The sequence below is a fragment of the Microbacterium azadirachtae genome (assembly GCF_025583665.1).
Classification (GTDB): domain Bacteria; phylum Actinomycetota; class Actinomycetes; order Actinomycetales; family Microbacteriaceae; genus Microbacterium; species Microbacterium azadirachtae.
This window is the reverse complement of sequence record NZ_CP099706.1, coordinates 1081829-1096896: the sequence shown is the minus strand read 5'-3', so window position 1 is coordinate 1096896 and position 15068 is coordinate 1081829. Positions and strand designations below refer to the sequence as shown.

Genomic DNA, 15068 nt, shown 5'->3' with positions numbered 1-15068 from the left:
CGCGCCGTGCTCAGCCCACACCCTGCGGATCCTCCTGCGCGTTCTCCACGATGCCGTCCTCCATCGCGCGACGCAGCAGATCGACCTTCGTCGGCGCGGGGCGTCCGACCTCCACGTACTTCACGCGGATGCGGGTGATGTTCTCCTTGGCGGTGGAATACGCCACGCCGAGTCGCTCGGCCACGACCTTCAGCGGCAGCCCGGTCGCATACAGCCGCAGCACCTCGCGCTCGCGGGTGGAGAGCTGCGCGTCGGCGAACGCCGTGTCGCCGTCGACCGCGTTCGCCCACTCCACGTTGTTGAGCGCCTCGCCGCGCGCGACCGTGAGGGCGGCGGCGATCACGTCGTCCAGCGGGGACGATTTGCTGATGACGCCCGCGGCGCCCGCGGCCAGGGCCTCGCGGACGGCGACGGGCCGGTCCGCGACGCTGTGGATGACCACGCTGGATCCGTCGGCGACCAGCCGGGTCACGTTCTCGGTCACCGTCGTGCCGTCTCCGAGGGTGAGATCGAGCAGGACGACGTCAGCGGGCAGCGCCAGTGCGCGCCCGCGCGCATCGAGGTACTCGGCCACGCCGGCACCCGAGAACACGACGTCGAAGTCGGCACGCTCGAGCGCGGCGGCGAGTCCCAGGCGAACGGACTCGTGGTCGTCGATCAGGGCTACGCTGCTCACGCTCTCACTGTATCCCGTGGCGGATCGTGCGCCCGTCGCCCGAGGAGGGCCAGGCCGCCGGGATCCGCCGCTCCTGCCTCGAGCCGGCTACCGCGTCAGCAGTGCGACAGTCTCCAGGTGGTGGGAGTGGGGGAAGAGGTCGAAGGCGCGCATCCGACGCGGCTCGTACCCGTGCGCGCGGAACGTGGCCAGGTCACGGGCGAGCGCGACGGGGTCGCACGCGACGTAGGCGACCGCCGCCGGCTCGAGGGCGACGACGTCCTCCACCACGGCACGACCGGCTCCCGAGCGCGGCGGGTCGAGCACGACCGCGCCGCCGGCGACGTCTCCGAGGTCGGCTTCGCCGGCCTTCAGGAAGCGGTCGACGCGGGCGGTGACCGCCTGCACGCCCAGGTCGCGCAGGTTCTCGGCCGCGTGCCGGATCGCGCGCGGCGACGACTCGACCGTCGTGATGCGGCGAGCGCCGAGTCTCGCGAGGGTGGCCGAGAAGAGACCCACGCCGCCGTAGAGGTCCAGATGCGCGGCCGACGGATCCACGACTCCGTCCAGCAGCTCGGCGACGGCGCCGTCGAGGAGATCCGCGGCGGCCGGGTGGATCTGCCAGAAGCCGTCCGCGTCGAGCGCGAAGGAGCGCCCGGCGGCCTGCTCCACGATCGTCTGGGGTGCGGGGCGCCGGGGCGTGCGCCGCGCTCCGCGGCCGCGGGCCCGCCGATCCGCCTCAGGATGCAGCACCTGTCGCACCTCGCCGTCGGCGGGCTCGATCAGCTCGACCCGCCCTTCCGGGATCCCCCGGAGCCCGCGCGCCACCGCATCGATCGCCGGGCGCGCCAGCACGTGCTGGGCGACCGGGACGACGCGGTGGCTGCGCGCCGCGAACGGCCCGACCCGCCCTTCGTCGTCGACGTGGAGGGTGACTCTGGTCCGCCAGTGCTCGTCCACGCCCGTCGCCTCGACCTCCGGGGCCTCGATGCCCCCGCCGGCGAAGCGGTCCAGCGCCTCCTGGAGCACCCGGCGCTTCAGCACCCGCTGGTGGCCGATCTCGATGTGGCCGAGGTCGGCGCCGCCCGGGCGCTGCCCGGGGGCACGGCTGACGTCGGCCTCCGCCCACACATGCGCGCGACGGTGGGGCGAAGCGTCCAGCACCTCGACGGTCTCGGCACGCCAGAACGACCGGGTGTCGACGTCGGCGGACGGCCGGTCCAGCCGCGCCCGCACACGCTCCCCGGGGATCGCGTCGGAGACGAACACGACGCGTCCCTCATGCCGGGCGACGAAGACGCCGCCGTGCGCGATCGCGGTCACGTCGAGGTCGAGAAGAGCGCCCTCGGACGCGTCGGAATCGGTCACCTCTCGATCATCCCAGACCACGGCCGTCCGCGGATCCGACCCGATAGCGTGGAGCCCATGCGCGTGTGCCTCGCCTCCACCTCGCCCGCCCGGCTCGCCCTGCTGCGTCAGAGCGGGATCGAGCCCCTCTGCCTGAGCCCCGACGTCGACGAGGACGCGGTCGCCGCCGCCGAGGCGGAGCGCCGGGGCCGCGTGCTCACGCCGCAGGAGGTCGTGCTGCTGCTCGGGCGCGCGAAGGCGGCCGAGGTCGCGGCGCGCATCCACGAGGCGCATCCCGATTTCGAGGGGATCGTGATCGGCGGCGACTCCATGTTCGAGCTCGACGGCGCGGTGCACGGCAAGCCGTACGAACCCGAGCGCGCGATCGCCCGCTGGCATGCGATGCGCGGGCGGACCGGCGTGCTGCACTCCGGGCACAGCGTCTTCCTGGTGCGGCCCGGCGAGCCGTCCCGCGAGGTCCACGCCGTCGCCGAGGCCGCCGTCACGTTCGCCGGCGACATCGACGACGCCGAGATCGAGGCGTACGTCGCCACCGGCGAGCCGCTCCTCGTCGCGGGCGCCTTCACCGTCGACAGCCTGGGCGGCGCGTTCATCGAGCGGGTGGAGGGCGACCCGTCGACCGTCGTCGGCATGTCGCTGTCCACGCTGCGGCACCTCGTCGGACGCCTCGGGATCCGCTGGACCGATCTCTGGAACGCCCTGCCGGACGCCTCCTGAGCCCGACTCCGGCCGGGATCGACCCGCGACCTCCTCTCCGCTTCGTAGGATCCAGGAAGCGATCCGACCGAATTCTTGTGGAGGGTCGTCAAAAATATCGGCTCGGCTGTCGATAGGCTGACATCCATGCCTGCCATCGCCAAGGTGCTCGTCGCCAACCGCGGCGAGATCGCCGTCCGCATCATCCGCGCCGCGCGCGACTCCGGTCTCTCCTCCGTCGCCGTGTACGCGGATCAGGACCGGGACGCCCTGCACACCCGGCTCGCCGACGAGGCGTACGCCCTCGACGGCTCCACCAGCGCCGAGACCTACCTGCAGATCGACAAGATCCTGTCGGTGGCCCGCCGCGCCGGTGCCGACGCCGTCCACCCCGGCTACGGCTTCCTCGCCGAGAACGCCGACTTCGCCCGCGCCGTCATCGACGCAGGGCTCGTGTGGATCGGCCCCTCCCCCGCGGCCATCGAGGCGCTCGGCGACAAGGTCACCGCCCGTCACGTGGCGGAGAAGGTCGGCGCTCCGCTCGCTCCCGGCACCCCCGGTCCGGTCGAGACGGCGGAGGAGGTCATCGCCTTCGCCGAGAAGGTGGGCCTGCCCATCGCGATCAAGGCCGCCTACGGCGGCGGCGGACGCGGCCTCAAGGTTGCCCGCGAGCTCGACGAGGTGGCGGAGCAGTTCGAGTCCGCGACCCGTGAGGCGATCACCGCCTTCGGCCGCGGAGAGTGCTTCGTGGAGAAGTACCTCGACAAGCCGCGCCACGTCGAGACGCAGTGCCTGGCCGACGCCGAGGGCAACGTCGTCGTCATCTCGACGCGCGACTGCTCCCTGCAGCGCCGCCACCAGAAGCTCGTCGAGGAGGCCCCCGCGCCGTTCCTCACCGAGGAGCAGAACCGTGTGCTCTACGAGGCGTCCAAGGCGATCCTCAAGGAGGTCGGCTACGTCGGCGCGGGAACATGCGAGTTCCTCATCGGCGCCGACGGCACCATCTCGTTCCTCGAGGTGAACACCCGCCTGCAGGTCGAGCACCCGGTCTCCGAGGAGGTCACCGGGATCGACCTCGTCCGCGAGCAGTTCCGCATCGCGGCCGGCGGCACCATCGACTACGACGACCCCGCTCCGCAGGGCCACTCGATCGAGTTCCGCATCAACGGCGAGGACCCGGGTCGTGGCTTCCTGCCCCAGCCGGGACCGATCCACGTGTTCAAGACCTTCGGCGGCCCCGGCCTGCGCCTTGACTCCGGTGTCACGGCGGGCGACGTCGTCTCCGGGGCTTTCGACTCGCTGCTCGCGAAGATCATCGTGACCGGCAAGGACCGCGCCGAGGCGCTGGAGCGCTCGCGCCGCGCCCTGGACGAGTTCGAGGTCTCCGGCCTGCCGACCGTGCTGCCGTTCCACCGCAAGGTCGTGAACGACCCCGCCTTCACCGCGGAGGACGGCCGCTTCGGCGTCTACACGCGCTGGATCGAGACCGAGTTCGTCAACGACATCCCGGCCTGGGACGGCGAGCTCGAGCCGGCCGCCGAGCCGAAGGGCCGGCACACGGTCGTCGTCGAGGTCGCCGGCAAGCGTCTCGAGGTGAGCCTGCCCGATCGGGTCGCCGCCTCCGTCGTCGGCACCGGCGGACGTCCCGCCGCGGTGCCGCCGTCCCGGCGCAGCCACGCGAAGACCGTGAACGCCGGCGCGTCCGGCGACGCCGTGAAGTCGCCGATGCAGGCCACCGTCGTCAAGGTCGCCGTCGAGGAGGGACAGCAGGTCGTCAAGGGCGATCTGGTCGTCGTCCTCGAGGCGATGAAGATGGAGCAGCCCCTGCAGGCGCACAAGGACGGCGTGATCGGCAACATCAACGCGGACGCCGGTGCGACCGTGTCCGCCGGGCATCAGCTGCTCACCATCAGCTGACTCCCCGCGGCCCGCGAAGGCCGCGTGGACGACGAAGCGGCGCTCTCCCGAGGGAGGCGCCGCTTCGTCGTCCGCGGTGCGGTCAGCCCGCGATGTAGACCTGGTGCATCGCGCGGGTGGCGTCGGTGATGCTGCTCGTGATCGACGGGTAGGCCGCGAACACGCGCGACACCTGATCGACGTTCAGCCGGCGCTCGACGGCGATCGCGAGGGGGTAGATCAGCTCCGAGGCGCGCGGGGCCACGATGACGGCGCCGATCACCGTGCCGGATCCCTTGCGCGCGAGGATCTTCACGAAGCCGTCGCGGATCCCCTGCATCTTGGCGCGCGGGTTGGCGGCGAGCGGCAGCTTGTAGGCGATGCCGTCGGCCACGCCGTCCTCGATGTCCTTCTCCGAGAAGCCGATCGTGGCGATCTCGGGGGCGGTGAAGATGTTCGCGGTGATCTTGAGCTTCTCGAGCGGGATCACGATGTCGCCGAGGGCGTGGAACACGGCCGTGCGGCCCTGCATCGAGGCGACGGAGGCGAGCGGGAAGAAGTTCGTGCAGTCGCCAACCGCGTAGATGTTCGAGACCGAGGTGCGCGCGACCCGGTTGACGCGCACGTGGCCGGAGTCGGTGAGCTCGACCCCCACGTCCTCCAGGCCGATGCCCGCGGTGTTGGGGATGGATCCGACCGCCATCAGGCAGTGGCTGCCCTCGACCGTGCGCCCGTCCGACAGCGTCACAGTGACGCCGTCCGCGGTGCGCTCGACCTTGTCGGCGCGGGACTTGGAGAGCACCGTCATGCCGCCGCGCTTGAAGACCTTCTCCAGCACGTGCGCGGCATCCTGGTCCTCGCCCGGGAGCACCTGGTCGCGGCTGGAGATCAGGGTGACCTTGGCGCCGAGGTTCATGTACGCGGAGGCGAACTCGGCACCGGTGACGCCCGAGCCGACCACGATGAGGTGCTCCGGCAGCGTCTTCATGTCGTAGAGCTGGGTCCAGGTGAGGATCCGCTCGCCGTCGGGCTTGGCGGAGTCGAGCTCGCGCGGGGACGCGCCCACGGCGACGATGAGGGTGTCGGCCTCGACGCGGTCGAAGTCGGTGCCGTCCTCCGAAGTCGACACGACGATCGCGTTGGGACCGTCCAGGCGGCCGTGACCGGAGAGGATCGTGACCCCGGCGTCGAGCAGCGTGGTGCGCATGTCCTCCGACTGCTGGCCGGCGAGGGCCATCAGCCGCTTGTTCACCGCGGCGAGGTTGATCGCGATCTGCGGCTTGAGCGGCTTGCCCTCTGCGCCCTTCGCGTAGAACTGCACGCCGAGGTCGGTGGCCTCGCTGATCGCCACCGCGGCGTCGGCCGTGGCGATGAGGCTCTTGGAGGGAACCACGTCGGTGAGCACGGCGGAGCCGCCGACCCCCACCCTCTCGACGAGCGTCACCTCCGCACCCAGCTGGGCTGCGGCGAGCGCCGCCTCGTATCCGCCGGGGCCGCCGCCGAGCACGGCGACACGCTGAGAGCGCTCGAACATCAAGGTCATGGGATCCATTCTTCCGCATCCGCGCGAGGTCGACGATCCGCGCCCTCGCTGCTCTTCCGAGCCCGCCTCCCCGGCGGCGAGCGCGGGGCCGTATCCTCGATCTCATGGCTGATCAGATCCACCCCCTCGACGACCCGGGCGCCGACCCCTTCGCGATCGCCGCGGAGGCGGCCGCCGACATCCACCGGCTGACCGGCGTCGACCACCACGACATCGCGGTCACCCTCGGCTCGGGCTGGAGCAAGGCCGCCGAGCTCATCGGCGAGACGATCGCGACCATCCCCGCCACGGAGGTCACCGGATTCTCGAAGCCCGCGCTCGAGGGCCACGTGGGCACGCTGCGCAGCATCGTCACCCCCGGCGGGAAGAACGTGCTCGTGATCGGCGCGCGCACGCACTACTACGAGGGCCACGGCGTGCGCCGGGTCGTGCACAGCGTGCGCACCGCGGCGGCGACGGGCGCCAGGACCATGGTGCTCACCAACGGCGCCGGCGGGATCCGCGAGACCTGGAAGCCGGGGCAGCCCGTGCTGATCAGCGACCACATCAACCTCACCGCGGACTCCCCGCTCGAGGGCGCGACCTTCATCGATCTCACCGACCTGTACAGCACGCGGCTGCGCGAGCTCGCCCGCACGATCGACCCGACGCTCGACGAGGGCGTCTACACGCAGTTCCGGGGGCCGCACTACGAGACCCCGGCCGAAGTGCAGATGGCGAAGGCCGTCGGCGGCCACATCGTCGGCATGTCGACCGCGCTCGAGGCGATCGCGGCCCGGGAGGCCGGCATGGAGGTGCTCGGGTTCTCGCTCATCACGAACCTGGCCGCGGGGATCCAGAAGACCCCCCTCAGCCACGCCGAGGTCATCGAGGCGGGCAGGGAGGCCGAGCCGGTGATCTCGGGCCTGCTGGCCCGCGTGATCGGGGCGCTGTGAGCGGCCAGGAGGCGGCCCTGCTCACGCAGGCGCGCGCCTGGCTGCGGCAGGATCCGGATCCGGAGACCCGCGACGAGCTCGCCGGTCTCATCACGCGCGCCGGATCGGGCGACGAGGCGGCGCTCACCGACCTCGCCGACCGCTTCCGCACCCGCCTCGCGTTCGGCACCGCCGGCCTCCGCGGGGAGCTCGCCGCCGGATCGAACCGCATGAACCGGGTGCTCGTGGCTCAGGCCGCCGCCGGGTTCGCCGCATACCTCTCGGAGAAGGCCGCCCCCGGCACGGTGCCGACCGTGGTGATCGGCTACGACGGCCGCAAGAACTCGCGCGTCTTCGCGAAGGACTCCGCGGAGATCTTCGCCGGCGCGGGGCTCCGCGCGGTCCTCCTGCCGCGCCTGCTTCCGACGCCGGTGCTCGCCTTCGCCGTGCGGCACCTGGGCGCCGACGCGGGGGTCATGGTGACCGCGAGCCACAACCCGCCGAACGACAACGGCTACAAGGTGTACCTCGGCGGTGCCGATCAGGGCTCGCAGATCGTCTCCCCCGCCGACGCGGAGATCGCCGCGCACATCCAGCGCGTGGCCGACCGCGGCGACGCCGGGTCGATCCCGCGCTCCGACGCGTACGAGACGGCCGGCGAGGACGTCGTCGACGCCTACGTCGCCGCGACCGCGGCGGTCGCTCCGGCGCCGGTGGGCACCGCAGGCCTCCGCTGGGTCTACACGGCCATGCACGGGGTGGGCTGGGAGACCTTCTCCCGCATCATCGGCGAGGCCGGCTACCCCGCGCCGTGGACGGTCGGCGAGCAGCGCGACCCGGATCCCACGTTCCGCACCGTCTCCTTCCCCAACCCGGAGGAGCCGGGGGCGATGGATCTGGCCTTCGCGAAGGCGCGCACCCTGGGCGCCGAGCTCGTGATCGCGAACGACCCGGACGCCGACCGGCTCGCCGTCGGCATCCCCGACGAGAGCGTCGAGGGCGGCTGGCGCCGGCTGACCGGCAACGAGGTCGGACTGCTCCTGGGCTGGCGCGCGGCGCGCGCAGCCACCGCGGACGGCCCCGCAGCCCCGGGCACGTCGCTGGCGTGCTCGCTGGTCTCCTCCCCCGCGCTCGGCGCGGTGGCCCGGCACTACGGGCTGGACTTCCACGAGACCCTGACCGGGTTCAAGTGGATCTCCCGCGCCCCCGGCATCGCGTTCGGCTACGAGGAGGCGCTGGGCTACCTGGTGAATCCCGACACGGTGCGCGACAAGGACGGCATCTCCGCCGCGGTGGCGCTGCTCGGCCTGGCCGCGGAGGCCCGCAGCCGCGAGGCGACGCTCGCCGACCTGCTCGAGGAGGTCGCCGCCGAGGTGGGCCACTTCGCCAGCGGGCAGGTCTCGATCCGCGTCGAGGACGTCTCGGTGATCGGCCGCATCATGGCGGCGCTGCGCCAGGATCCGCCCGCCGCCTTCGGCGCGACGGCGATCTCGGCGACGGAGGACCTCCTCGTCGCCGGCGGCGACGCGCCCGCGGGCGACGTGCTGCGCTACCGCCTCGCCGACGGGTCCCGGGTGATCGTGCGCCCCAGCGGCACCGAGCCCAAGCTCAAGGTGTACATCGACGCCAGGGCGGACTCGGCCGATGCCGCCCGCGCCGCGGTCGCCGGCCTCGACGCCGCGATCCGCGAGCTGCTGGCGCGACGGGGCTGACCGTGCCGGCCCGATCCGTCGTCATCCGCGCCGAGGGCGGGGCGCACGCGCGCCCCGTCGCGGAGCTGGTGCGCCTGGCGCTGGCGCACGAGGGAGCCGTCGCGCTCACGACCGCCGAGGGGCGGACCGTCGATCTCGGCAGCGTCCTGGCGGTGATGGATCTCGCCCTCGCCCCCGGGGACGAGGTCGTGCTCAGCGCGGACGGGCCGGGCGCCGAACGGCTCCTGGCGGCGATGGCGCACGTGCTCGACGGCTGAGCGCCGGTTCAGCCGTCGATCACCGCGACGAGCTCGTCCAGGAAACCCGCGAAGGCGGCCCCGCGCCGCACGATGCGCTGGACGCTCTCGCCCTCGCCGAACACCTCCACCAGCTGCTCGAACACGGTCTGGAACGCGTCCCGGTCCTGCTCGCTGAACGCGGCGAGCGCCACGACCTGCACGCGCCCGCTCCCCCACGCGACCGAGCCCGCGGCGACGCCCACCGCGATCGCGGTGCGCTGCGCCGTCATCTGCAGGGCGTGGGGCACGGCGAGGGCGTCGCTGAACGCGGTGGACGAGAGCCGCTCCCGCTGGATCGTGTTCTCGATGTAGTCCTCGCCGATGAGGCCCGCCTCGACGAGCCGATCGCCCAGCAGCCGGATGATCGCCTCCTCCCCGATGTCGGGCAGCGGGTGCACGTACGCGTCCTCCGAGAGGTAGCGGGACAGCTCCTCGCGCAGCCGGGCCAGTCGGCGCGCACGCCGCAGCCGGGCGGCGGCCTGCTGCACGCGCTCGACGTCGGCCTCGGTGAGGAACGGCTGGATCAGCACCACGCGCTCGGCCGCCGCCGGAAGCGGGACCGTGCTGAGCACCAGATCGCTGTCGATCTCGGATTCGCGCGGATCCATCGCGGTGATCACCCGCACCACCTCGATGCCCTGCCCGAGCGAGTGGTCGACGCGCGAGCGCAGGACCTCGTGCAGCTCGTAGTAGCCGGGGCAGACGATCGTCGCCGTCAGCAGGGACTCCGCCCGGCGGCTGCGCTCCAGCCGGCCGCCGATGTGCATCGCCACGTACGCGATCTCGTCGTCGTCGGCGCGCAGGCCGAGTCGCTCCTGCAGCCCGCTGACCACCGAGACGGCCACCTCGAAGATCATCGGGTAGGCCGCCTTCAGCGAGCGCGTCAGCGGGTTCCGCGCGCGCGACTCCTCCTGCGCGCGGCGGAGCAGGTTCTGCACGTGCAGGGCCAGGCGCAGGATGAAGGCCTCGTCGACGAGATCCACCTGATAGTCCGATGACGCCTGCACCACCTCCGCGCGCACCGCCGCCTCCACCTCGGCGTCGAGGCCCGCACGGGCGAGATCGGCCGGATCCGCGCCTCCGGGCGTCACGATCCGGGTGAGGACGAGGCGGGCGAGATGTGCGAGATCGCCGGCGCCCAGCTCGACGCCGAGCTGCTCGCGGGCCAGCCGGCCGATGGCCTCCGCCACCGGATCCGCCCCCGGGGCGGAGTCGTCGCCGGGGCGGTCGGCGCCCTCCAGCTCGCGTCCCGAGGCGACCCGGTCCGCGGCGATGGCGATGTGCAGAAGCACGTCGGCGATCGCGAGCTCGTTCACGTAGTAGCCGAGTCCGCCGAGGGCCGCCACCAGCGCGTCCTTGAACGGCGACACCGCCTCCGGGGGGATCGCGCCCCCGGCGAGCGCGAAGCGGAACGGGTCCACGGGGAAGTCCGCCGCGTCCATCTCGTCGTGCGCGAGCCGGCTGAGCAGCCGGCGCTGATCGCGCTCCGCACCGCGCAGCCGCACGACGTCCCTGTCACGCTCGAGCGTCAGGCGCGTCCCCTCCAGCAGCGAGCGGATCCGGACGAGGTCGGCCTCGAGGGTCGCCTCGCTGACGTGCAGCCGCTCTGCCGTGTCGAAGACGTCGATGCCCGCCTCGTCGTCGAGCAGCGCGCGGACCAGCCCGTGCAGCCGCGCGCGCGGCGTCGATCCGGCACCCGCCCTGGCGGCGAGCGCGGCCCGGGCCGCGGGGCCGGCGCGGTATCCCGCCGCGCCCGAGACGACGGCGTCGCCGTCGGGCACGCGCGCGTTGAGGGCGGTGACGTAGGCCCGGACGCTGCGGGGCGTGACGCCCAGGAGGTCGGCGAGGCGGGGACCGGTCATCCACGCGTCCTCGCGCAGCAGCACGCTCAGCAGCCGATCCTGCCGTCGAGTAGACACCCCGTCGTCCCTTCACCCGTCCCCGCGCACCGCACGGTCACCCTCATGATGCCAGCATCGGGGGCACCGGGCTCCGGAACGGGCGTTCCGCCCAGGCGGAAGCGTTCCTGGTGGCCGAGGCCGCGCCCTCCGTCGAACAATGACGGAAGGAGGAACGAATCGATGAGGATCCAGGTCATCTGCGGCGCGGGTGCTTCCAGCACCTTCGTCGCGGCACGACTCCGCCGCGCCGCACTCGCCGCGGGCTCCGACTGGGAGGTCGCCGCCGCGCCGGCCGACGACGTGGATCCGTTCGCCGACGTCATCCTGCTGGGTCCGCACATCGCCGCGCTCCGTGAGGAGATCGGCCGCCAGGCGCCCCGCGCCCGGGTCGCCGTGCTTCCCGAGGACGCCTTCACCGACCTGGACGGCAGGCGCATCCACGCGTTCGTGGTCGCCGCCGACTCCGCACCGAAAGGAACGCCATGACCGCCCTGACCCGCACCGTCCGCATCGGCTCGTCGCACGGACTCCACGCCCGTCCGGCGAAGATCTTCGCCCAGGCCGCGAAGGAGACCGGGATCCCCGTCACCATCGCCAAGGACTCCGGAAAGGCGGTGAACGCCGCGAGCATCCTCGGCGTCATCGCGCTCGGTCTCGAGCAGGGCGACTACGCGACCCTCACCGCCGACGGCGAGTCGGCCGAGTCCGCGCTCGACCGGCTCACCGAGCTGCTGGCCACCGACCACGACGAGGGCGTCGCCTGATGGCCGTGCTGCGAGGAGTGGGCATCGGCCAGGGGGTCGCGACGGGCCCCGTGCTGCACATGGCGGAGGCGGCCCCCGCCCCCGAGGACGTGCCGAGCACCGTCGGCGCCGACGCCGAGCGCACCCGCGTGCAGGAGGCGATCGCGGCAGTCACCGCCGAGCTGAACCGTCGCGCAGAAGCCGCGGGCGGCGCCGCCCGGGACGTGCTCGAGGCGCAGGCGATGATCGCAGAGGATCCGACCCTGGCCGACGAGGTCGAGGAGCGGATCTCCGCCGGATCGACCGCGGAGTGGGCGGTGCACGACGCGTTCGCCGGCTTCCGGGCCTCGCTCGAGGCGGTCGGCGGCTACCTCGGCGAGCGCGCGGCGGATCTGGACGACATCGCCCAGCGCGTGATCGCCCGGCTCCGCGGGGTCGCCGCGCCCGGGGTCCCCGATCCGGATCACCCGTTCGTGCTCGTCGCCCGCGACCTGGCTCCTGCCGACACGGCCCTGCTCGACCTGGACAAGGTCCTCGCACTGGTCACCACCGACGGCGGGCCGACCTCGCACACCGCGATCCTCGCCCGCGAGAAGGGCATCGTCGCCGTCGTCGGCGCCGCAGAGGCGGCCGGGGTGCCGGACGGCGGGACCGTGATCGTGGACGCGGCCTCCGGCACCGTCACCACCGAGCCCGCGCCGGAAGAGATCGCGCGCGCCGCCGCCCGCGCCGCGGATCGACGAGCGGCCGACACGGCGCCGCCGACACCGGGCGCCCTCGCCGACGGCACCCCGATCGCCCTGCTCGCGAACCTCGGCAAGCCGGGCGACGCCGTGGACGCCGTCGCGCGCGGCGCCGAGGGCGTCGGTCTGTTCCGCACGGAGTTCCTGTTCCTGTCCGCGAGCCAGGCGCCCACGGTGACCGCGCAGCGCGACGCCTATCGCGAGCTCCTCTCCGCGTTCCCCGGCCGCAAGGTGGTCGTGCGCGTGCTCGACGCCGGTGCCGACAAGCCGCTGCCGTTCCTCAACGACGCGCACGAGGAGAACCCGGCCCTCGGCCTGCGGGGCCTGCGCGCCCTCCGCGCCAGCGAGGACATCCTCCGCGAGCAGCTCACCGCGCTCGCCGAGGCGGACGCCGAGACCGAGGCCGACCTCTGGGTCATGGCGCCGATGGTCGCCACGGTCGAGGAGACCGCGTACTTCACGGCGCTCGCCCGGGAGTACGGCCTCCGCACAGCGGGGATCATGGTCGAGGTCCCGTCGTCCGCGCTCCTCGCCGACCGGCTGCTCGCCCACGCGGACTTCGCCTCGATCGGAACGAACGACCTCACCCAGTACACGATGGCCGCCGACCGGCTGCTCGGGTCGGTCGCCTCGTTCCAGGACCCCTGGCATCCCGCCGTGCTGCGGCTGGTCGCCGAGGTCGGCCGCGCCGGCGCCGCCCTCGGCAAGCCGGTGGGCGTCTGCGGCGAGGCCGCTGCCGATCCGCTGCTGGCCGTCGTGCTCGTCGGCCTCGGCGTCGGCTCCCTCTCCATGGCCCCCGCGGCGCTCTCGGACGTGCGCCGCACCCTCTCGCTGCACACGCTCGACCAGGCCCGGCGCATCGCCGAGGCCGCCCTGGCCGCCGATGACGCGGCCTCCGCCCGTGCAGCCGCTCAGGCGGCCGGCTGAATCCCGCTTCCCACCGCAATCCCCCACACACAGAAAGTCACATCATGACGACGACGTCAGCACCCATCTCCGGAGCGAACCGGGCCCGCGTCGGGGTCCAGCGCTTCGGCACGTTCCTCTCAGGCATGATCATGCCCAACATCGCCGCTTTCATCGCCTGGGGCTTCATCACGATGCTCTTCATCTCGGTGGGCTGGCTCGGCCACTGGTACCCGGTCGCGGATCTGCTCGGCGGCTTCGGCAACGCCGACGCGGTCGGCTGGAAGGGAGCGCTCACCGCGCTCGCCGCCGCGAAGGACGGCACCACCTTCCCGCAGTACGTGGGCCTGGTCGGCCCGATGGTCACGTACCTGCTCCCCCTGCTCATCGCCAACACCGGCGGCCGCATGGTCTACGGCGAGCGCGGCGGCGTGGTGGCGAGCATCGCGACGATGGGCGTCATCGTGGGCACGGACATCCCGATGTTCCTCGGCGCGATGATCATGGGCCCGCTGGCGGGTCTGATCACGAAGTGGATGGACCGGATCTGGGACGGCAAGATCCGCCCCGGCTTCGAGATGCTCGTGAACAACTTCTCCGCCGGCATCCTCGGCATGCTGCTCGCCATCGTCGGCTTCTTCGGGTTCGGCCCCGTGATGCTGGGCATCAGCGCCGTGCTCGGCACCGTGGTCGCCTGGCTGGTGTCGATCCACCTCCTGCCGATCGTGTCGATCATCGTCGAGCCCGCCAAGGTGCTCTTCCTGAACAACGCGATCAACCACGGCGTCTTCACCCCGCTCGGCATCGAGCAGGCCACCAACGCGGGCAAGTCGATCCTGTTCCTGATCGAGGCCAACCCCGGCCCCGGGCTCGGCCTGCTCCTCGCCTTCACCTTCTTCGGCCTGGGCCAGGCCAAGGCGTCGGCACCCGGCGCGATCATCATCCAGTTCTTCGGAGGCATCCACGAGATCTACTTCCCGTACGCGCTGAGCAAGCCGATGACGGTCCTCGCGCTGATCGCGGGCGGCGCCACGGGCGTCACGACCAACATGATCCTCGGCGGCGGTCTCGCGTTCCCGTCGGCGCCGGGCAGCATCATCGCGGTCACGGCCGCGGCGCTGAGCCCGGCCGCGGGAGGCGTCGGCAACCTGTTCATCGTGTACCTGTCGGTGCTGCTCGCGGCGACGGTCACGTTCCTGATCTCGGGCGTCATCCTGCGGGCCTCCCGCAAGCGCGACCTGGCCGCCGAGGACACGTTCGGCGCCGCGATCGCGCAGACCGAGGCGAACAAGGGCAAGTCCTCCGCCGCGATGGACGCTCTGCGCGCCTCGACGACCGCGGGCGCGGCTGCCGGAGCGGGAGCGACCACGAACGCCGAGGCGCCCGCCCCGACCGCGACCGAGCGGCGGATCTCCACCATCGTGTTCGCATGCGACGCCGGCATGGGCTCGTCGGCGATGGGCGCCAGCGTGCTGCGCAACAAGTTCAAGAAGGCCGGCATCGACGGCGTCGACGTCACCAACAAGGCCATCGCGAACCTGGACGGCACGGAGGACCTCATCGTCACCCAGCAGCAGCTGACCGACCGCGCCCGGGCGCGCAACGGCGAGGCGATGCACGTCTCCGTGGACAACTTCATGAACTCGCCCCGCTACGACGAGGTCGTCGAGATCGTCCGCAAGCAGCACGACGGCGACGCCTGATCGCGCCCGC

13 protein-coding genes are annotated in these 15068 nt (G+C 72.7%); 9 read left to right on the top strand and 4 right to left on the bottom strand.

Annotated elements, in window-relative coordinates; translation table 11 throughout:
- Positions 1 to 10: 10 nt before the first annotated feature.
- Positions 11 to 676: a response regulator transcription factor gene (locus NFX31_RS05140; protein ID WP_045251354.1), complete on the bottom strand. Its 666-nt coding sequence runs from the start codon at positions 674 to 676 to the stop codon at positions 11 to 13.
- A gap of 87 nt (positions 677 to 763) precedes the next feature.
- Complete coding sequence (locus NFX31_RS05135) at positions 764 to 2023, bottom strand: class I SAM-dependent RNA methyltransferase (RefSeq protein WP_262956929.1); 1260 nt, start codon at positions 2021 to 2023, stop codon at positions 764 to 766.
- 57 nt (positions 2024 to 2080) lie between these two features.
- Between NFX31_RS05135 and NFX31_RS05130 the strand changes: the two genes are divergently transcribed.
- Together NFX31_RS05130 and NFX31_RS05125 are read left to right on the top strand one after the other, a co-directional pair.
- Positions 2081 to 2740: a Maf family protein gene (locus tag NFX31_RS05130; protein ID WP_045251469.1), complete on the top strand. Its 660-nt coding sequence runs from the start codon at positions 2081 to 2083 to the stop codon at positions 2738 to 2740.
- Between the two features lie 126 nt (positions 2741 to 2866).
- Entirely contained in the window at positions 2867 to 4636 is a 1770-nt protein-coding gene (locus tag NFX31_RS05125) for an acetyl/propionyl/methylcrotonyl-CoA carboxylase subunit alpha (protein ID WP_091480825.1), read from the top strand.
- A gap of 82 nt (positions 4637 to 4718) precedes the next feature.
- Here the strand turns inward: NFX31_RS05125 and NFX31_RS05120 are convergent, their stop codons facing one another.
- A complete protein-coding gene (locus NFX31_RS05120; protein WP_045251351.1) occupies positions 4719 to 6167 on the bottom strand; it encodes an NAD(P)H-quinone dehydrogenase in 1449 nt (482 codons plus the stop codon).
- 95 nt (positions 6168 to 6262) lie between these two features.
- Here NFX31_RS05120 and NFX31_RS05115 point away from each other — a divergent pair, with 95 nt between their 5' ends.
- Genes NFX31_RS05115 through NFX31_RS05105 form a run of 3 tightly spaced genes read left to right on the top strand, consistent with a single transcriptional unit; the run spans position 6263 to position 9041 of the window.
- Positions 6263 to 7093, top strand: coding sequence for a purine-nucleoside phosphorylase (locus tag NFX31_RS05115; RefSeq protein WP_262956927.1), 831 nt, complete (start codon positions 6263 to 6265; stop codon positions 7091 to 7093).
- Complete coding sequence (locus NFX31_RS05110; RefSeq protein WP_045251349.1) at positions 7090 to 8784, top strand: phospho-sugar mutase; 1695 nt, start codon at positions 7090 to 7092, stop codon at positions 8782 to 8784. The genes NFX31_RS05115 and NFX31_RS05110 overlap by 4 nt, the downstream gene beginning before the upstream one ends.
- A gap of 2 nt (positions 8785 to 8786) precedes the next feature.
- Positions 8787 to 9041 carry an HPr family phosphocarrier protein gene (locus NFX31_RS05105; RefSeq protein WP_045251348.1) on the top strand — a complete coding sequence of 85 codons (255 nt, stop codon included), beginning with the start codon at positions 8787 to 8789 and terminating at the stop codon, positions 9039 to 9041.
- 8 nt (positions 9042 to 9049) lie between these two features.
- Here NFX31_RS05105 and NFX31_RS05100 read toward each other — a convergent pair whose 3' ends face one another.
- The gene (locus tag NFX31_RS05100; RefSeq protein WP_262956926.1) at positions 9050 to 10981 is read right to left on the bottom strand and encodes a BglG family transcription antiterminator; all 1932 of its coding nucleotides are present in this window, start codon (positions 10979 to 10981) and stop codon (positions 9050 to 9052) included.
- Between the two features lie 162 nt (positions 10982 to 11143).
- On the opposite strand from NFX31_RS05100, the gene NFX31_RS05095 reads away from it, so the two are divergent.
- From NFX31_RS05095 to NFX31_RS05080, 4 genes are read left to right on the top strand one after another with little or no spacing between them, the layout of a single operon-like run.
- A complete protein-coding gene (locus NFX31_RS05095; RefSeq protein ID WP_045251347.1) occupies positions 11144 to 11449 on the top strand; it encodes a PTS sugar transporter subunit IIB in 306 nt (101 codons plus the stop codon).
- On the top strand, positions 11446 to 11727 hold the full coding sequence (locus NFX31_RS05090; RefSeq protein WP_045251346.1) for an HPr family phosphocarrier protein: 282 nt from the start codon (positions 11446 to 11448) through the stop codon (positions 11725 to 11727). The genes NFX31_RS05095 and NFX31_RS05090 overlap by 4 nt, the downstream gene beginning before the upstream one ends.
- Positions 11727 to 13376, top strand: a complete 1650-nt coding sequence (gene ptsP, locus NFX31_RS05085) for a phosphoenolpyruvate--protein phosphotransferase (protein WP_045251345.1) — start codon at positions 11727 to 11729, stop codon at positions 13374 to 13376. Before NFX31_RS05090 ends, ptsP begins: the two co-directional genes overlap by 1 nt.
- A 44-nt stretch (positions 13377 to 13420) precedes the next feature.
- Positions 13421 to 15058, top strand: a complete 1638-nt coding sequence (locus NFX31_RS05080; RefSeq protein ID WP_045251344.1) for a PTS mannitol transporter subunit IIBC — start codon at positions 13421 to 13423, stop codon at positions 15056 to 15058.
- Positions 15059 to 15068 lie beyond the last annotated feature (10 nt).